This window comes from Myxococcus sp. NMCA1 (genome assembly GCF_026810205.1).
In the GTDB taxonomy this organism is placed as follows: Bacteria; Myxococcota; Myxococcia; order Myxococcales; family Myxococcaceae; genus Myxococcus; species Myxococcus xanthus_A.
This window is the reverse complement of sequence record NZ_CP113950.1, coordinates 8,483,832-8,501,018: the sequence shown is the minus strand read 5'-3', so window position 1 is coordinate 8,501,018 and position 17,187 is coordinate 8,483,832. Positions and strand designations below refer to the sequence as shown.

19 protein-coding genes and 1 pseudogene are annotated in these 17,187 nt (G+C 70.0%); 11 read left to right on the top strand and 9 right to left on the bottom strand.

Annotated features, from left to right (window positions below; genetic code table 11):
* Positions 1 to 90: 90 nt before the first annotated feature.
* Together OZ403_RS35140 and OZ403_RS35135 are read left to right on the top strand one after the other, a co-directional pair.
* Positions 91 to 837 carry a hypothetical protein gene (locus tag OZ403_RS35140; RefSeq protein ID WP_237077734.1) on the top strand — a complete coding sequence of 249 codons (747 nt, stop codon included), beginning with the start codon at positions 91 to 93 and terminating at the stop codon, positions 835 to 837.
* 100 nt (positions 838 to 937) lie between these two features.
* The gene (locus OZ403_RS35135; protein ID WP_268782803.1) at positions 938 to 1,705 is read left to right on the top strand and encodes a methyltransferase domain-containing protein; all 768 of its coding nucleotides are present in this window, start codon (positions 938 to 940) and stop codon (positions 1,703 to 1,705) included.
* 6 nt (positions 1,706 to 1,711) lie between these two features.
* On the opposite strand, the gene OZ403_RS35130 is transcribed toward OZ403_RS35135, so the two are convergent.
* The 4 genes from OZ403_RS35130 to proS all read right to left on the bottom strand — a co-directional run bounded on the left by OZ403_RS35130 (position 1,712) and on the right by proS (position 6,712).
* Positions 1,712 to 3,772 carry a putative metal-binding motif-containing protein gene (locus OZ403_RS35130; RefSeq protein WP_268782802.1) on the bottom strand — a complete coding sequence of 687 codons (2,061 nt, stop codon included), beginning with the start codon at positions 3,770 to 3,772 and terminating at the stop codon, positions 1,712 to 1,714.
* Between the two features lie 53 nt (positions 3,773 to 3,825).
* Complete coding sequence (locus tag OZ403_RS35125) at positions 3,826 to 4,443, bottom strand: YiiX family permuted papain-like enzyme (RefSeq protein WP_140795566.1); 618 nt, start codon at positions 4,441 to 4,443, stop codon at positions 3,826 to 3,828.
* Between the two features lie 79 nt (positions 4,444 to 4,522).
* Positions 4,523 to 5,080, bottom strand: coding sequence for an RNA 2',3'-cyclic phosphodiesterase (gene thpR, locus OZ403_RS35120; protein ID WP_268782801.1), 558 nt, complete (start codon positions 5,078 to 5,080; stop codon positions 4,523 to 4,525).
* A 180-nt stretch (positions 5,081 to 5,260) separates the two neighbouring features.
* Positions 5,261 to 6,712 (bottom strand): proline--tRNA ligase, encoded by a 1,452-nt coding sequence (gene proS, locus OZ403_RS35115; RefSeq protein ID WP_201800630.1) that lies wholly within the window; start codon positions 6,710 to 6,712, stop codon positions 5,261 to 5,263.
* Between the two features lie 159 nt (positions 6,713 to 6,871).
* On the opposite strand from proS, the gene OZ403_RS35110 reads away from it, so the two are divergent.
* The 4 genes from OZ403_RS35110 to OZ403_RS35095 all read left to right on the top strand — a co-directional run bounded on the left by OZ403_RS35110 (position 6,872) and on the right by OZ403_RS35095 (position 8,959).
* Positions 6,872 to 7,354, top strand: coding sequence for a DUF4336 domain-containing protein (locus OZ403_RS35110; RefSeq protein WP_268782800.1), 483 nt, complete (start codon positions 6,872 to 6,874; stop codon positions 7,352 to 7,354).
* Positions 7,345 to 7,545 (top strand): hypothetical protein, encoded by a 201-nt coding sequence (locus OZ403_RS35105; RefSeq protein WP_268782799.1) that lies wholly within the window; start codon positions 7,345 to 7,347, stop codon positions 7,543 to 7,545. Before OZ403_RS35110 ends, OZ403_RS35105 begins: the two co-directional genes overlap by 10 nt.
* Positions 7,526 to 8,263 (top strand): TetR/AcrR family transcriptional regulator, encoded by a 738-nt coding sequence (locus OZ403_RS35100; RefSeq protein ID WP_140795562.1) that lies wholly within the window; start codon positions 7,526 to 7,528, stop codon positions 8,261 to 8,263. The genes OZ403_RS35105 and OZ403_RS35100 overlap by 20 nt, the downstream gene beginning before the upstream one ends.
* A gap of 72 nt (positions 8,264 to 8,335) precedes the next feature.
* The gene (locus OZ403_RS35095; protein WP_140795561.1) at positions 8,336 to 8,959 is read left to right on the top strand and encodes an MXAN_6652 family MXYO-CTERM-anchored protein; all 624 of its coding nucleotides are present in this window, start codon (positions 8,336 to 8,338) and stop codon (positions 8,957 to 8,959) included.
* Between the two features lie 38 nt (positions 8,960 to 8,997).
* On the opposite strand, the gene OZ403_RS35090 is transcribed toward OZ403_RS35095, so the two are convergent.
* Positions 8,998 to 9,219 (bottom strand): hypothetical protein, encoded by a 222-nt coding sequence (locus tag OZ403_RS35090; protein ID WP_140795560.1) that lies wholly within the window; start codon positions 9,217 to 9,219, stop codon positions 8,998 to 9,000.
* 273 nt (positions 9,220 to 9,492) lie between these two features.
* On the opposite strand from OZ403_RS35090, the gene OZ403_RS35085 reads away from it, so the two are divergent.
* Positions 9,493 to 10,356, top strand: a complete 864-nt coding sequence (locus tag OZ403_RS35085) for an endonuclease/exonuclease/phosphatase family protein (RefSeq protein ID WP_268782798.1) — start codon at positions 9,493 to 9,495, stop codon at positions 10,354 to 10,356.
* Positions 10,357 to 10,380: 24 nt separating this feature from the next.
* On the opposite strand, the gene OZ403_RS35080 is transcribed toward OZ403_RS35085, so the two are convergent.
* Together OZ403_RS35080 and OZ403_RS35075 are read right to left on the bottom strand one after the other, a co-directional pair.
* Positions 10,381 to 10,932 (bottom strand): hypothetical protein, encoded by a 552-nt coding sequence (locus OZ403_RS35080; RefSeq protein WP_140800143.1) that lies wholly within the window; start codon positions 10,930 to 10,932, stop codon positions 10,381 to 10,383.
* Between the two features lie 117 nt (positions 10,933 to 11,049).
* Complete coding sequence (locus tag OZ403_RS35075) at positions 11,050 to 11,436, bottom strand: hypothetical protein (protein WP_163884335.1); 387 nt, start codon at positions 11,434 to 11,436, stop codon at positions 11,050 to 11,052.
* Between the two features lie 257 nt (positions 11,437 to 11,693).
* Between OZ403_RS35075 and OZ403_RS35070 the strand changes: the two genes are divergently transcribed.
* On the top strand, positions 11,694 to 12,335 hold the full coding sequence (locus OZ403_RS35070; protein WP_268782797.1) for a YdcF family protein: 642 nt from the start codon (positions 11,694 to 11,696) through the stop codon (positions 12,333 to 12,335).
* On the opposite strand, the gene OZ403_RS35065 is transcribed toward OZ403_RS35070, so the two are convergent.
* Together OZ403_RS35065 and OZ403_RS35060 are read right to left on the bottom strand one after the other, a co-directional pair.
* Positions 12,316 to 13,854: a trypsin-like peptidase domain-containing protein gene (locus OZ403_RS35065; protein WP_140877565.1), complete on the bottom strand. Its 1,539-nt coding sequence runs from the start codon at positions 13,852 to 13,854 to the stop codon at positions 12,316 to 12,318. The genes OZ403_RS35070 and OZ403_RS35065 overlap by 20 nt on opposite strands.
* 117 nt (positions 13,855 to 13,971) lie before the next feature.
* Positions 13,972 to 14,490, bottom strand: a complete 519-nt coding sequence (locus OZ403_RS35060; RefSeq protein ID WP_140795554.1) for a MarR family winged helix-turn-helix transcriptional regulator — start codon at positions 14,488 to 14,490, stop codon at positions 13,972 to 13,974.
* Positions 14,491 to 14,526: 36 nt separating this feature from the next.
* Here OZ403_RS35060 and modA point away from each other — a divergent pair.
* The 3 genes and pseudogenes from modA to modC all read left to right on the top strand — a co-directional run bounded on the left by modA (position 14,527) and on the right by modC (position 17,085).
* Positions 14,527 to 15,344: pseudogene (gene modA / locus OZ403_RS39550) on the top strand (molybdate ABC transporter substrate-binding protein).
* Positions 15,345 to 15,364: 20 nt separating this feature from the next.
* Entirely contained in the window at positions 15,365 to 16,018 is a 654-nt protein-coding gene (modB, locus tag OZ403_RS35050) for a molybdate ABC transporter permease subunit (protein WP_268782795.1), read from the top strand.
* The gene (modC, locus tag OZ403_RS35045; protein ID WP_140800140.1) at positions 16,015 to 17,085 is read left to right on the top strand and encodes a molybdenum ABC transporter ATP-binding protein; all 1,071 of its coding nucleotides are present in this window, start codon (positions 16,015 to 16,017) and stop codon (positions 17,083 to 17,085) included. Before modB ends, modC begins: the two co-directional genes overlap by 4 nt.
* Positions 17,086 to 17,187: the final 102 nt, after the last annotated feature.

Sequence of the window (17,187 nt, the reverse complement as noted above, 5' to 3'; positions counted from 1 at the left end):
TCCCCTCCCAAAGTCGGGTAGTCAGCAACCAGGAAGTTCGTCTAGCGTCCTTCGACGCGCTGCGTTCAACCACACTCAGGAAGTGTGCCCATGTCCCCGTTGTCCCGCCTTGTCGCCAGCCTCGCCACCCTGTCGCTGATTGCCGCCGCGTGCGCCGGTCAGCAGAAGCCCGATAACCGGGAAGCCACCTCGACCATCGAGGAGGTCGCCAACGAGGGTGGAGAGGAGACCCCCGCCGTCGCGTTCAACGTCATGGATGCCCCCGAGGGCTTCACCGTGAAGCTGCCGGGGCCCCCGCCGCAGGCACAGCGCAGCGAGGCCGCCCTGCCGAAGCGGACGGACAAGGCCACGCTCGTCACGTACGCGGCCAATGAGGGCGGTGTCAGCTACATCGTCAACGCGGTGGACTACCCGGAGGCGTTCGTCGCCACGGTGCCCGCCGAGGCGCTCATCAACGGCGGCATCCAGGGCATCGCCGGGCAGGTGGGTGGCGAGCTGAAGAGCTCCGAGGACATCACCCTGGATGGCTACCCGGGCAAGGCCTACATGCTGGCGTCGCCCAGCGGCGAGGTGAAGGGCCGCAGCTTCCTGGTGGGGCCGCGCGTGTACAACCTCATCACCGTCTACAACGCGGGCATCGGCGCGCCGGGCGCGGACGAGTTTCTCACCTCGCTCACGCTGGTGAACCCGCCGCCGAAGATTGAGCTCCCGGAGGCCGACGCGGGCACGGACGCCGGGACGGCCGGTGCGGCCGACGGCACCGGGGCCGCCGTGGAGGGTGGCGAGGACGCCGGGAGCGCGCCGGACGCGGGCGCCCGTCGCCGCCGCGCCAAGTAGAGCGTTGTCCCTGGGACACGCTTCCTTCCTGGGGAGCGTGTCCCGCGATACCGCGCTGAAGGACCCTGGGCGTTAGGTTCTCCCGTGACAGGAGGCCGCCATGTGGGACCCGGCGCAGTACTCACGCTTTCGCGACGAGCGAAAGCGTCCCTTCTTCGATTTGCTGTCGCGGGTGGACGCGGCGTCGCCCTCCCAGGTCGCGGACCTGGGGTGTGGCACCGGGGACCTCACGCGCGTGTTGGCCGAGCGCTGGCCGTCCGCCCAGGTGTCCGGCGTGGATGCGTCCTCGGAGATGATTGAGGCGGCCCGTCGCGGTGCGTCCGTGGGTTCGGTGCGCTTCGAGGTAGCGGACCTCGCGGACTGGGAGCCTCCCGCGCCGCTGGACGTGCTCGTGTCCAATGCGGCGCTGCATTGGCTGCCGGACCACGAGCTGTTGCTCGGGCGGTTGGTGGCGAAGCTGGCGCCCGGCGGGGTGCTGGCCTTCCAGGTGCCGGCCAACTTCGATGCGCCTTCGCACCGGCGTGTCGACGAGGTGCGGGCCTTGCCGCGCTTCGCTTCTGTCCTGGCGCCCGTGCGGCGCAGGCCGGTGGAGTCCCTGCCTGTGTATGCGTCCTGGCTGTTCGGCCTGGGGCTGACGGTGGAGGCCTGGGAGACAACGTACCTGCACGTGCTCCCGGGCGAGGACGCGGTGCTGGAGTGGCTGCTGGGGACGACGCTGCGGCCCGTGCTCGCGGCGCTCGGGGAGGAGGAGGCGCGCGCCTTCGTGGAGACGCTGCGCCCGTTGCTGCGCGAGTCCTATCCCGGGCAGCCGTATGGGACGCCGTTCCCGTTCACCCGCCGCTTCGTGGTGGCGCGGCGGGTGAGGTGAGCCGGTTTACTGGGGCCAGTGGAGAATCTGACCCGCGTTGCCTGCGACCCAGAGGTCCGCGGGACTGGTGCCAGCGATGTCGTTGAAGCGCAGGCTCGTGTTCTCGAAGACAATCTGCCACCCCGTGCCGTCGTACCGGTAGATGCGGCCGTTGAACGCGGTGACGTAGACGGACTTCGAACCGAAGGCGACGACGGAAGTCAGTTCTTCCTTGTGAGTGTCGGGGAAGGACAGCCTGCTCCAGTTGCTGCCGTCCCACTGGAGGACCGTGTTCTTCCCGCCCGTATGGTCACCGACGGCGAAGGCGACCTTGTCGTTCACCACCCAGACGCCGCGAAGTCGGCCCAGGCCTGAGATTGCGGTCTCCACGCTCTCCGACTGCCACTGACTGGTGTTGGTGTTGAAACGGTAGATTCGAGGTCTGCTGGACCCTCCATCGAAGCCGCCCACCGCGAACAGCAATGACCGGGAACGTCCGTGGACGTCGTGCAGCGGCCCGACAGTGGTGGTTCCGAATTTCAGCTCATTCGCCCCGGCTTCTCCGGTCCACGTGAAAGTCAGGCCTTGGTTCGCTGAGCCGGAGTTCTCAGTGACCCCATGAATCTCAAGGGTCCCTTCGCGGCGGAAGCCGACGAGCCCTCGGATCCATCGGGTCATGTCATGCGTCTGGGTGCAGGCATTCTGACTCCTGTCCAGGAAGGTGAGGCTACCTCCCGACGAGCCGAGGTAGAGGCGGCCCTGGTTGGCCATGTCCGTCCAGACGGCGTTCCAGCCCCTGTTGTTGTCGCCGCAGTTGGTCGCGTTGGTCTGGAATGTGGTCGAGCCCGGCGTGAGAATCGCGACGCCTCCCTGATTGCCCACGACAGTCACATCACCTGAGACCTCCGTGAAGATGGAGCGCCACTCCTGATTGGTTGCACCCACGGTCCGGGCCGCCCAGTTGGCACCGCCGCTCGGGCAGACCTCGGGGCCTTCGACATTCCCGTCGCAGTTGTTGTCCAGGCCGTCGCACAACTCCGGCGCGCCAGGGTAGGTGAACGGGTTGCCGTCGTTGCAGTCACCACCAGCCTCGACGTAGCCCGCGCCAGGCGAGACGCAGGACGTCACGGCCGTGCCATCACCAAAGGTGTCTCCGTCACCGTCCAGGAACCAGTCGTTGGGCGTCGCCGTGGGCTGGCAGGTGGTGGCGATGCCCGAGGCGTCGCAGACGTAGACGCCGGGGCACTGGGCGGTCGCGGTGCACGCCGTGCCGAGGTCGGTGAACGTCTCGTCAATCTGGTCGTTGCAGTTGTCGTCGACGCCGTTGCAGAGCTCCGTCGCTCCTGGCCGGATGCTGGCGTTGTTGTCGTTGCAGTCGTCCGCGGGACCCGTGACATAGCCCTGCGGGATTCCGGCACAGAAGGCGACGGGAGCGGCGTTCCGGTCGCCGTGTCCATCCTGGTCCACGTCAGGGTAGGCATACGCGGCCAGCGGCATGTTGCAGATGACCTCGCCGTTCCCACCGCACGCACGGACGCCCTCACAGCCTTCGCCCTCCGTGCAGCTCTGGCCCAGGCGCAGCTCCACCGTGTCCGACTGCCCGTTGCAGTTGTCGTCGACGTTGTTGCAGAGCTCCGTCGCGCCCGGGTGGATGTTCGGGTTGTTGTCATGGCAGTCCGTGCCGCCCGTGAGCACGGAGACGTAACCGTCGCCGTCCCCATCCGTCGCCTGGAGGGACAGGGCCACCGGGACGGGGGTTCCTGGCGTCAGCGTCACGGACGTGGACCGCGTCACCACGGGGCTCGCGGCCTCGCAGGTCTGCTCGAAGGCGCGCGCCTCCACCTGGATGGTCGAGCCCCAGCCGCTGGGCGCAATCACCGCGACCGTCAGCGAGCCTCCGGTGGGCTCGCCCTTGCCGGCAACGGTGGTGGAGAGCTCCTTGCCGCTGCCCTCGTCGCGTGCGTTCACCTGAACGCAGCCGGGCAGAAAGCCCGAGTAGTCCACCGTGACTTTGGCAGCGCCAGGGCTTTCGTCCTTCTTACAGTTGGCCAGCGCGAGGAGAGGGAGGAGCACCAGAACGCGTCGCATGCGGACACTCTATCGCGTCCGTGCCCCGCCGCTGCATCCTCGCGAGCCCGCACCTACCTTACGGACGGGAAGTCGGAGTGGACCACTTCCAGGCGTACATCCGCGGCGATGCTAGCGGGCGTCACCAGCTCCAAATCCAGGGGAACCCGCTTCCCGTAACGTTCGCGGAGCTGCTGCTCCAGGCCCTTCACGCGGAGTGAGTCCAGCCGCTCCATTTTCCCATATTCCAAGCCCGCCCCCTGGGCGTAGGCCTTGCGCACCAGCTCCGAGCAGTACATCGCGTCGTCCCCCCAGCCGAAGTGCCAGTCATACGGCTTGCCCAGGTGCGCCTTGGCCGCCGTCACCGCCTGCTGGCGCTGCGCCTCGCTCAGTTCATGAGGGCGTAGGACGAGGATGCCGCCCTTCACGCCCCGGGCCTTCCACTTCGAGAACGGGATTCGCTGCACCGGCTGCACGGCCTCCACGACCCACGCGCCCTGTTCGGTCACCTCCACGAGGCCCACATGGGACAGGGGGCTCTGCGTGGCCTTCTGGATGGCCTGTGACTGCGAGGAGCGCGAGGTGTGCAGGACGATGTCTCCCGTCTGCAACCTGGCCTCCAGGCCCTCATGTGGCGCCGCGACCGCGTCGTGGGCGCCGAACCACACCATCAGCATGACCATCCACCGCATTGACGAGTCCTTTCAGGTGCCTGGCTGCTTCCGGAGTGCGGAGAGTGCAGCCTGGATGCCAGCCGTCACGAGGGTGCCGCTACCCCAGCGTGCGGGTGAGGGGCACCTCCACTCGGGGCAGGTAATGGCCGCCCTTGCTCTCGAAGAGCACCAGTTGGTCCACACGCCCTTCGCCCAGTGACGTGTCCTTCAGCGCCTGGACGCATGCGAGGAGGGCGGCGTCTCCGCGCGGGTGCTTCGCGCGGGCCAGCGTGAGGTGCGCGGTGTACTCGCGATGCTCGGACTCGAAGCCAAGCGGCTGGAGCGCCTGGGCGGTATCCGCTTGCAAGGCCTTCAGCGCGTCCGTGGCGCCGCACACATCCGCCCAGAGCACGCGTGGGTGGGCGGGCGCGCCAAAAGCGCCGCCACCGACGACAGACAGCACGAAGGGGGAATGCCGAGCTCCGATCGGCGCCAGGGCGTCGTGGATGGCGGGCAGGCGTGCGTCATCCACGTCGCCCAGGAACACGAGCGTGAGGTGGAGGCCCTCCATCTTTACCCAGCGGGCCTGGGGGGCCAGGGGGCGCAGGCGGTGCAACTCCTCGGTGGTGCGCGCTTCGATGGCGGGCCCCAGGGTGACGGCGGTGAACAGGCGCATGGCTCACGGCTCCTGACATCGTGGGCGAGACACAGTCCTTCGATTCCCGTCAGCAGAGGAGCCGGTGGGTGTCGCCCTGCTCGTGTCCGGTGCCACCAGGCGCGCCGCGGGGGCGCCTTCCAGTTCGAGCCGACGGCGGGCGGTGTCGTGCCCCACCGCCGGCCCTGACGTGACTGGGACTCAGTACGCCTTGGAGAAGACGATGCGGCCCGGCGAAGGCTCGCCGGTGACGACGCACTTGCCCGGCTCCTGCTTGAGGTCGAAGGGACGGCAGCGCGTCGTCAGGCCCGTCTCCTCCTTGATGCGCGCCTCCACCTTGGGGTCCAGGTTCCAGTGCGCCAGCAGGAAGCCCTGGTCCGCCTTCTCCTTCAGCTCCTCGTAGGAGTTGACCTCGAAGGTGTGCGAGTCGCGGAAGGACTTGGCCTTGGTGAACAGGTCCTTCTGCATCGCGTCCAGCATGGCCTGGGCCTTGGACACGGCCTCGTCCAGCGACACGAACTCCTTCTGGCGCACGTCGCGGCGGACCATGACGCAGGAGTTCTTGGCCAGGTCCTTGGGCCCCAGCTCGATGCGCAGACACGTGCCGATGAGCTCGTGCTCGTTGTACTTGAAGCCAGGGCTCTTGGTGTCGTCGTCGTCCAGCACTACGCCCAGGCCGGCCTTGCGCAGGTCCGCGGCCAGCGCGTTCGTCTTCTCCAGCACCTGCGCCTTCTCCGCGTCGGAGGCCTTGCCGAAGATGGGGATGATGACCACGTGCGTGGCCGCCAGCTTCGGCGGGACGATGAGGCCGGCGTCATCCGAGTGGGTCATGATGAGGCCGCCGATGAGGCGCGTGGACACGCCCCAGGACGTCTGCCACACGTGGTGCATCTTGCCGTCGCGGCCCTGGAACTGGGTGTCGAAGGCCTTGGCGAAGTTCTGTCCCAGGTTGTGGCTGGTGCCCGCCTGGAGCGCCTTCTTGTCCTGCATCATCGCTTCGATGCTGTAGGTGCGCAGCGCGCCGGCGAAGCGCTCGGACTCCGACTTCTGGCCGGTCAGCACCGGCATCGCCATGTAGTCCTCGGCGAAGGTCCGGTAGACCTCCAGCATCTGCCGGGTCTCCTTCTCCGCGTCCTCCTCCGTCTCGTGACAGGTGTGGCCTTCCTGCCAGAGGAACTCGGTGGTGCGCAGGAACAGGCGCGTGCGCATCTCCCAGCGCATCACGTTCGCCCACTGGTTCAGCAGCATCGGGAGGTCCCGGTAGCTCTGGATCCACTTGGCGAAGCTGCGGTTGATGATGGTCTCACTGGTGGGCCGGATGACGTAGGGCTCCTCCAGCTTGGAACCACCCGCGTGGGTGACGACGGCCAGCTGCGGGTTGAAGCCCTCGACGTGCTCGGCTTCCTTCTTCAGGTAGCTCTCGGGGATGAGCAGCGGGAAGTAGGCGTTCCTGTGGCCCAGGTCCTTGAACATCTTGTCCAGGACGCGCTGCATGTTCTCCCACAGCGCATAGCCATTGGGCCGGATGACCATGCAGCCCTTCACGTCCGAGTAGTCGGCGAGCTTCGCCTTCTGGACCAGGTCGACGTACCACTCGGAAAAGCCCTTCTCGCGGGGCGTGAGCTTCTCGGCCATGTGCGGAGCACCCTTCAAAAGTCGTGGAAAGAGGACGGTTGCCTACGCCGGGCCCACCCGGAAATCAACGGCCCCGTCACCCGGACGGGCACTGGGTCTCTTCCTGGACGGGATTGCATTTTTCGACCAATGGTCAGAATAATGAGCTCCGGTTGAATCCGCATCCAGGAGGCAGTCATGTTTCGCCAGGTGGCCGACGACGTGCACGTGCTCGCGGTGGAGTTCCGCATCGGGGGGATGGATTTGGGGGGCCGGATGACGGCCGTCCGCCTGCCGGATGGGGGGCTGTGGCTCCACTCGCCCGTTCGCTTCAGTCCGGAGGCAAGGGCGGCGGTGGATGCGCTCGGGCCGGTGCGCTTCCTGGTGGCGCCCAACCTGATGCACCACCTGTACGTGCGGGACTGGGCGGCGGCCTATCCAGACGCGAAGGTGGCCGCGCCCGCGGCGCTGCGGCGCAAGCGGCCGGACCTGCGCATCGACCTGGAGCTGGGTGACACGGCCGAGGCCAGCTGGGCCGGCGTCCTGGACCAGGTGCTCGTCCAGGGGATGCCCAAGGTGACGAGCTGCTCTTCTTCCACCGCCCGAGCCAGACGCTGTTCGTCACCGACCTGGCGTTCAACGTGCACCGGACGCCTTCGTGGTTCACCCGCATGTACCTGAAGCTGAGCGGCGCGTGGCAGCGGCTGGCGCCGACCATGCTGATCCGCTCCGTCATCAAGGACCGGGAGGCCGTGCGCGCGTCCCTGGCGCGGGCCCAGGCCTGGGACGTGGAGCGCGTGGTGGTGTGTCACGGTGACGTGGTGGAGCAGGGCGGCCGGGAGGCGGTGCGGAATGCCTTCGCCCGGTTCTAGCGGCGGTGGCCGCAAGCCCGCGCCGGGCCGCCGTCGCCCGGCCGCGTCACCCGCCGCGCCCATCCCCGCGTCGGCTCCCACCGCCGAGCCCTCCGAGCGCGAGGCGCGCAAGGCGCGGCGTCAGGAGGGACGCCGTCAGGCCATCCTCGTCGCCGCACGGGCGGTGTTGGTTCGGGGCGGGGTGTTGGGACTGACCCTGGAGGCCGTGGCGGCGGAGGCGGACCTGAGCAAGCCTTCACTTTTCTACTACTTCCGCTCCAAGGAGGACCTCGTGGGGGCGTTGGCGGTGGAGGGACTGGAGCGCGAGGTGAAGGTGCTGGAGGCGGCGGTGACGGCCGCGGCCAGCGGCGTGGAGGCCCTGGCCGCGCTGGTTCGGGCCCGGGTGGATTTGTACTCGGAGGACCTGGACGGCTTCCGCGTCGTCTATCTGTGGCCACAGTTGATGGGGCGGCAATCCGAGGCCCACCAATCACGGGTGTTGGCGCTGAGTGGACAGCTGAATGACGTGCTGGAGGCGCGGCTCCAGGCGGATGCGCGCGCGGGCCGACTGGCCCCGGGGCTCCAGCCGCGTCGGCTGGCCAACCTGGCCTGGACCGTGGCGCACGGGGTGCTTTCCCTGGGGGCCGGACTGGAGCACTCCGGTGTGGGAACGCGCTTCACCTTGTCTCAACTTCGTGACGAGGCCTGTGCGGTATTGCTGCGCAGTAGCGGCCGTTAGGGTGGCTGTGAAGGGTGGGAGGGGCGCGCTATGTAGAGAGCCTCCTTCCCGTCGTTCCTTTTTGGAGGCTTCATGCGGTCGTACCTTGCATCACTCGGAGTTGCCGGCGTTGTGTCGGCGTGCCTTGTCTCCGGTTCCGCGTTCGCCAATTCCATGGGCATCAGTGGCCGAAGCGGCAAGCAGGGCTCAAGCCTCACTTGTGCAGAGTGCCACACCGGCGGCAGCGCGCCCACGGTGACCATCGAAGGGCCCGCCACGCTGGCGCCGGGCGCCACCGGCAACTACACGCTCGTCGTCCGGGGCGGTCCGGCCTCCGGCGCGGGCTACAACGTGGCGGTGAGCGACAACGGCGGCACGCTCAACCCGGGCACGGGTTCGCAGAAGCTGAGCGGGGAAGTCACCCACAAGAACATCCAGGCGTTCTCCGGCGGCGCGGCCCGCTTCGACTTCACCCTGGTGGCGCCGTCCACTCCCGGCACCGTCACCCTGTACGGCGCGGGCAACTCGGTGAATGAGAACGGCACCGATCAGGGAGACGCCTCCGCGGCCACCACGCTCAACGTCACCGTGGCGACTGGCGGCGGCAACGGCGACGGTGGTGGTGATGACGGCGGTGGCTGCGCCGCCGCGGGCGGTATCCCGTTGCTGGGCGCGGCCCTGGTGCTGCTCGGCACCCGCCTGCGCCGCCGCCGCTAGGCCTCGTTGAAAGGAGGCCTCCGTGCGCGACAGCGCCGTCAGTGACCGGAGGCCACCGAGGCGGTGAACTCGTCGGGCAGGAAGGCGGCGAAGGGCGGCACCCGTCGAATCTTTCGCCGGGAGTTGCCCGCCAGCCGCAGGATGGCCACGGACACCAGTCCCAGTCCCACGGCGCTGCGCAGGGGCGCTGGTCGGCGTGCGCGGCGCCGGGCGCGGTAGCGCAGGAGTCCCACGGGCAGCAGGGCGGCGGGAATGGCCATCAGCGCCCACGAGCGCCAGCGGGACCGGCCAGACGAATCGGATGCCAGTGTCGTTTTCATGAAGAAACAGGTTGGGCGTGGGATGGAGCAGGGGGAAGGGTGGCCCGGACCGGACGCAGGCCGGCTCCCGGGTCGGGCCCCTCCCGTGGAGGGCGGACACGGCCTCGCCACCCTGCTTGCTGATGGCCCGCCAGGCCGGCTGCCTTCCGGACGAGCCTGGGGGGCAGGGCGACAGGTCCGCGGAGGGGGCTTAACATCGCGCCCCTTCCGCCCATGAGCCTTCGCCGCCTCCTCCCCATCCTGTTCCTGATGGGGCCGCTCGCGTGTGCGACCGGCCCTGGCCACCTCGCCTCCACTGAGTCCGTCGCCGCCGTACGGCGCGCCCCGGGAGAGCTGCGGGTGATGACCTTCAACATCCAGTCCGGCGCCCGCGGGTTGGAGCGCGTGGCGCACGTGATTCGCGCCGCGGTGCCGGACGTCGTCTCCTTGCAGGAGGTGGACGTGGGGTCCACCCGCGCGCGCGGCCTGGACCAGACGGAGGAGCTGTCTCGCCTCACCGGCCTGAAGTACCGCGCCCACTTCCGCACCACGGATTTGTTCGGCGGGGCCTACGGCATCGCCGTGCTGTCGCGCTTCCCGCTGGAGGCGCTGGCGCAGTACCCGCTGCCAGGGCCGCGCGGCGCGGAGCCTCGCACGGTGGCGCATGCGGTGGTGGAGGTGGACGGGCGCGAGGTGAGCGTCTACCTCACGCACCTCATCCGCCGGCCCTTCAACAGCGACACCCGCGTGCGGCAGAGCGCGTACGTGGCGCGGCTGATGGCACAGGACTCGCGGCCCAAGGTGTTGATGGGGGACCTCAACGACGGACCGGATTCACGCTCCACGCGGCTGCTGCGGCGGGCCCTGCATGACGTCGCCGCTGCGACCGGAGGCACGGGAGGCACGTATCCGCTGCCGCTCTTCCTGCCCACGCTGCGCATCGACTACGTGCTGGCGTGTGATGCCTTCACGTCCGTGGCCAGCCGGGTGCTGCGCGTGGACGTGTCCGACCACTACCCCGTGGTGGCGGACCTGCGGCTGAAGCCGGAAGCCATGCCCGTGGTCGCCGAGCGCGCGGCCACCGGCACCGCGCCTTGAGCAAGGCGCGGGCCGGCGCGGGCGTCAGCCGACGTTGAAGCGGTACAGCACTTCGTTGTCGTCGCGTGTGAAGCCCTTGAGCACCTGGTGCTCGAGGTTCTGCGCGCCCAGGTAGGCCAGTCCGCCGGAGGCGAAGCCCATGACGGACAGCTCGAAGTAGGGGTGCGGCCGGGGAACGTTGGTGATGTGCAGGTCGGTGTGGTCCTGACCAGGGAGCACGTTGAGGTCGCCCTCGGTGAAGTAGCCCTTCCAGATGCCGGGGGTGAACAGCAGGAAGCGCCGGAAGTCACCCTGGCTGAACATCGCCTTGAGCTGCCCCTGGCCCAGGGCGTACTCGGCGGACTTCACGCCGAACTGCCAATAAGCGTTCGGGTTGTTGTTGTAGAAGCGCGCCAGCAGTTCGTCGTTGAGCCGGAGGAACGCGTCCGCCGGCATGCGCGACACCGGCATCACGGGCTTGGAGTAGAAGGGCTCCTTCTTCGCGAAGTCGGTGAGGAACGCCTTCCAGGCCGCCTCCCCATGGGTCTGCACCATCAACTGTTGCCGGGCCAGGAAGGCGACGCCTTTGACTTCCATTCACGCTCTCCGCGGGGGGCGCGGACGCCCCGCGTTTGGGTTTGCAGGCCACAGTGTGCTGTAAATGTTTCATGAGACGAAGCGGTGACGTGACAGCCGCTCACGTCCGCTCGTCCCTCAATCGAGCTGGAGTCCGCAGTCGCTACAGGCGCCTTCCAGCAGCGGCGCGGCGGTGCCACAGGCCGGGCAGGGCGGCTCGCCGTCCTCGGGGATGGGAGCAGCCGGAGCGGCGGTGCGTCCCATGGGCACCAGGCCTTCGCGCTCGATGCTGTCCATCCACCGCTGCTGGAGCAGGGCGGCCACGCGAGGGCCGTCCTCGGGGCGCACCAGCACCTGGAACTTCGGGCTGCAGCCCGGCTTGCTGCAGGCCTCGCGATGCACGAGCGCCGGCACGTCCGCGCCCAGGCAGGCGTCCACCAGCCGCCGCGCGTCCATCAGCGCCATCTCCGCGCAGGGCACCAGCTCCACTTCCGACAGGGCCTTCGTTGCGTCTTCAGGAGTCATCACCCGGGGGATTGGAGCGCACCCCTGGGGCCACGTCCAGTCCGCCCGGGCCCGCGTGTCATGCCGCGCACGCGCGGGTCACGACGCGCCGCGGCCGAGATGCGGTTCATTCCCCGGGCCTTCCCAGGGCCCGTCGGGACATGCGCTCAGGTGAAGCGCCAGCGCTGGCAAGCCTTGCCACCCCGGCGGTGTGGCCTCCAGGCATCGGCGTGGATTGCGCGGTGTCGGAGGGACGACTTCAGGCTAGCGTGCGGAGGGTGCCGCCCACGTCACTCACGCCGCGCACCGCGCGCCTCTTCCGGCTCCTGATGGTGGGCGCGGGCGTGCTGACGTGCGGCGTCTTCGGCCTCGCCTGGGTGGTGGACCGCTTCGGTCAGCGCGAGCAGGCCGCGCCCGCGGACGTGCTGGTGGTGCTGGGCGCGCGCGTGTTGCCCGGGGGCGTGCCTTCCGGGGCGCTGCGCGCGCGCACCGAGCACGCGGTGGCGCTGTACCGCCGCGGCGTGGCCTCCCGGCTCGTCTTCTCCGGCGGCGTGGGCGTGAATCCACCCTCCGAGGCGCGCGCCATGCTGGCGCTGGCGACGCGGATGGGCGTCCCGGCGGAGGCGTGTGTCCTGGAGGAGGGCAGTCACTCCACCGACGACAACGCCCGGCTCACGGCCGAGGTGCTGCGCGGGCTGGGGGCTCGGCGCGTGGTGGTGGTGTCGGACCCGTATCACCTGCTGCGCGCGCGCAACTACTTCCGGCTGTATGGCTGGGAGGTGGCCACCAGTCCGGCGCTGGAGACCGAGCGCAACCTGGACACGTTCGACCGCATCTATTGGACGGTGCGCGAGGCCGTCGCGCTGCTCCTGCATCCCCGCGTGCTGCTGGCGCGCGCGCCTACTCCTCCGGCACCGTGAGCGCGCGCAGCTCCAGCGCGCCACCCGGCAGGGCCACGCGGAGCAGCACGGACTTGCCGGGCTTTGTCTTCCGCAGCGCCGTCACCACGTCCTTCGCGCCGCGCACGGGCTTGTTCGCGGCTTCCACCACCACCATGCCCGGCAGCATGCCGGCGTGTTCGGCCATGGAGGCGGGGGCCACCTCCGTCACCAAGGCGCCGGAGGGCGGCAGCTCCTGGGACTCCGCCAGCGCCGGGTCCATGTCCATCAGGCTCAGCCCCACGCGATGCTCGGCGGGGCGCTGCGAGCCCCCGACGGCTGGCTCCTTCACGGCGACGCCTTCCAGGTCGGGCCGCGTGCCCAGCGTCGCCTTCACGTCGCGCTTCTTCGCGTCCCGGTAGAGGGCGAGCGTGAGCTCCGCGCCCGGTGGTTTCAGCGCCACCAGTCGCGTGAGCGCGCCCGCCGAGTCAATGGGCTGCCCATCCGCGGCGACGATGATGTCGTCCGGCCGCAGCCCGGCTCGGGCCGCCGCTGTCTCCGCCGTGACGTCGGTGACGACCGCGCCCTCCTGCACCGGCGCGCCCAGCGCTTCGCCCAAATCGGGCGTCATGTCCTGCACCATCAGCCCCAGCCAACCCCGGGTGACGGTGCCCTTCTTCTCCAACTGGGGCAGCAGCGATTTGACGAGGTTGCTGGGCACCGCGAAGCCAATGCCCGAGCCCTGGCCGGCGATGGCGGTGTTGATGCCCACCACCTCGCCATTCAGGTTGAACAGCGGCCCGCCGGAGTTGCCCGGGTTGATGGCGGCGTCCGTCTGGAGGAAGTCGTCGAAGGGGCCCGCCGCGATGTCGCGCTCCTTCGCTGCGAGGATGCCCAGGCTGGTGCTGGACGTCAGGCCGAAGGGATTGCCAATGGCCAGCACCCAGTCCCCCACACGCAGCGCATCCGAGTCTCCCAGCCGCACCACCGGCAAGGGCTTGCCGCCGTCCAGGCGTTCGAGCTGGAGCACCGCCACGTCGGTGAGCGGGTCCGAGCCCAGCACGCGCGCCTCCAGGTCGCGCCCGTCGGCGAGCTGTACCTGGATCGCCTCCGCGCCTTCCACGAGGTGGTGGTTGGTGAGCACCAGTCCCCTGGCGTCGATGATGAAGCCGGAGCCGATGCCCTCGCGCACCGGCGGTGCGAAGGGCGAGGGAGCCTCGAAGGGAGACAGCGGGTCCTCGGGGGCGTCGCCGAAAGGGGGACCGTCGAACGGCAAACCTCCGAAAGGCGAGGGACCGTCACCACCCCAGGGCGTGTCCTTCGATTCGCCGGGCGTGGGCGCGCCCAGGCGCACCTCCACGTTGACGACGGCCGGACTCACGGATGCCACCAGGGGCGCGACGGAGGCGAGCGCCACGGCGCGTCCGGTGGGCAGCGGGGGAGGCTCGGCCGGCTTCGGCGCAGAGGTCACCGTGGAAGGAGGCGGCTCCTCCGCGTCCTTCCGGCAGGCCACCAGGCTCAGCAGCACCCCTACCGCCACCCCGCGTGCGTGTACCCTCATCGCCTTCCTCCCCCCGTCGGAAGCTGCGACCGCCGCGCGACGCAGGGGGGCTGACCACCCGGGCATGAAGCCTGTCAGGCAGCCTGGAAGGCTGGGGCCCCGCCGGGGGCCCGGCTGTCAGCCCGTGCGCTCACGCGGCGCGGGCGTGGCCGGCGTGGGCGGGGCGCTCATGCGCTTCACCAGCTTCTCCAGGATGCGGAAGAGGGCCTTGCGGTCTCCCACGTCGAGGATGCCCAGGAACTGGTGCATGCCATGGACGACCACGCGGTTGAGCCGCTCCCAGGTCGACTGGCCGTCCTCCGTCAGGCGGCAGTGCACGACGCGGCGGTCGGTGGCGCTGCGCTCGCGCAGCAGGTGCCCCTGGCGCTCCAGCCGGTCCACCACACCCGTGACGGTCTTCTCCGTGACGCCCAGCCGGCGCGCCAGCTCGCCCATGGTGAGCGGGCCGTCCTGACCCAGCCAGAGGATGGCGTGAACCTGAGGTGGCGTGAACTGGAGCTGCTCGCACATGCTGGCGATGGGGTCACGGAGCGAACTGCGCCGGCCCAGTGCGAGGAGCAGGTTCTGGAGCTTCTCCAGGTCCTCGGAAACGTCTTCATCCTCTTTGTGGAATTTCCGTGGCACGGAGTATCCCATAGCGGCCCCGCATGGGCGGGTCAATCTGTTGTCCAGATGGACGCGGACCTGACGACAATGCAACGCGGGTTGTCCGGATATGCGAGGTGCTACGCCATGCGTCATCTGTTCCTGCTTTGTGCCGTCTCCACGCTGTTGTCGGGGGTGTCAGCCCAGGCCGACACGGTGCTGGTGTTCGCGGCGGTGAGCACCTCGGACGCGCTCCAGGAGCTGGCGCCGGCCTTCACCCAGACCACGGGCCACTCGGTGGAGTTCTCCCTGGGGGCCTCGAGTGACCTCGCACGTCAGGCCGTGCCGGAGCGCCCGCGGACGTCTTCCTCTCCGCCGACACGGCGCAGATGGACGCGGTGGAGAAGGCGGGCCTGGTCGCGCCCTCGACGCGCGTGGACCTGCTGTCCAACCGGCTGGTGGTGGTGGTGCCGGTGGACGCGAAGTCGGCGCCGTCCTCACCCGCTGGGTTGCGTGGGTTGAAGCGGCTGTCGCTGGCGGACCCGGAGGCGGTGCCCGCGGGCGTGTATGCGAAGGCGTGGCTGGTGAAGGCGGGGCTCTGGAAGGCGCTGGCGCCGAATATCGTGCCGGCGCTCAATGTGCGCGCCGCGCTGGCGGCGGTGGAGACGGGGCGCGTGGACGCGGGCGTCGTGTATTCCACGGATGCGGCGCATTCGAAGCGCGTGCGCGTCGCCTTCCAGGTGCCAGAGCAGGACGTGCCGCGCATCGTGTATCCGGCGGCGGCGCTGACGAAGGGCGCCGCGCCGGAGGCCGGGCGGGCGTTCGTGCGCTTCCTTCAGTCGGACGCGGCTCGGAAGGTCTTCACACGCCACGGCTTCGGCGTTCCCAGCGCGCGGGCTCCCTGATGGAGGGCGTCGCGGCGTTGGTGTCCTTCACACTCTGGGTGGCGACGCTGGCCACGCTGCTCATCTTGCCGCCAGGGCTCGCGGTGGCGTACGCATTGGCGCGGTGGGAGGGCCCGGGCAAGGGCGTGGTGGAGACGGTGCTGACGCTGCCGCTGGTGCTGCCGCCCACGGCGGTGGGGCTGGTGCTGCTGGAGTTGCTAGGGCGCAACGGCCCGTTGGGGCGCGTGCTGGACGCGTGGGGCGTGGAGGTCGTCTTCACGCCCAAGGCCGTGGTGCTGGCGAGCGCGGTGATGGCGTTCCCGTTGTTGGTGCGCTCGGCGCGCTCGGGCTTCGAGGAGGTGGACTCGCGGCTGGTGGCGGTGGCCCGCACGCTGGGCGATTCGCGCACGCGCGCCTTCTTCCGGGTGACGTTGCCGCTGGCCTGGCGCGGCGTGCTGGTGGGCGCGCTGCTGGCGTTCTCCCGCGCGCTGGGTGAGTTCGGCGCCACGGTGCTGGTGGCGGGCAACATTCCAGGCCGTACGCAGACGCTGTCCCTGGCCATCTTCCAGCGCACGCAGCTGGGGCGGGACGCGGAGGCGCTGCGGCTGGCGGGCGTGGCGGCGCTGCTCGCCTTCGTGGCGGTGTTCGCGACCGAGGCGGTGACGCGGCGGCGTGGGCGGAGGGTGCGCGCGTGAGCCTGGAGCTGGACATCCGGTTGCCGCTGGCGCGCTTCACGCTGGAGGTGGGCACGCGGCTGGATGGCGCGTCGGTGGCGGTGATGGGGCGCTCGGGCTCCGGGAAGACGTCGCTGCTGGAGGTGCTCGCGGGACTGCGGCGCGGCGCCCGGGGCCGGGTGGTGCTGGAGGGCCGCGTGTTGTTGGATAGCGTTGCCCGAAGCGACGTGCCGCCCGAACAGCGCCGCATGGGCTACGTGCCCCAGGATGCGCTGCTCTTCCCGCACCTCACGGCGGAGCAGAACGTGCGCTTCGGCGTGCGGCCGGGGCGGGCCTCTCGCGTGGACGAGGCCGTGGAGATTCTGGAGCTGGCGCCGCTGCTGCGCCGCTACCCGGCCACGCTGTCCGGGGGCGAGAAGCAGCGCGTGGCGTTGGCGCGCGCGCTGGCCACGGACCCGGCGTTGTTGCTGCTCGACGAGCCGCTCGCCGCGCTGGACGTGGCGCTGAAGGAACGCGTGCTGCCGTACCTGCTGCGCGTGCGCGATGAGGCCCGGGTGCCGATGCTGTACGTCACGCATCAGCTGGGCGAGGCGCGCGTGCTGGCGCGGGAGGCGCTGTTGCTGGACCAGGGGCAGGTCCGCGCGGCCGGGCCCGCGGCCGAGGTGCTGGGCGCGGCGGCGCGAGGTCTGCTCGCCGGTGAAGGGGAAGGGGAGGAGAACATCCTCGAAGGAGTCTTGGAGCGCCCGGACGACGGCGGGCTGCGGCTTCGGATGCAGGGCGGGTTGTCGTTGTGGGTGCCGGACTCGCCCGCGTTGGCGCCGGGCACGCGCGCGGCCTATGCCGTGCCGGCCGCGGACATCCTGCTGTCCATCCAACCGCTGACGGGCGTCTCCGCGCGCAACGTCATGACGGGCACGGTGGTGAACGTGGAGCCCGTGGCGACGGGCGAGGACGCGGCCACCGTGGAGGTGGCGGGCGTGCGCTGGGTGGTGTGGCTCACGTCCGCGTCGGTGCGTGAGCTGGGCGTGGTGCCCGGCGCGCGGGTGTCCCTGGCGGTGAAGACGTCCGCGTGCCGGCGGCTGCGCTGACTCAGAGGCCCCGCTTGCCGTCCGCCCAGCAGGCCTTGCTGCGCACGTCACGCTTCGCGAAGCCGTGCTCGTCGAGCAGCTCCTTGCCGGGGCGCCAGCGTC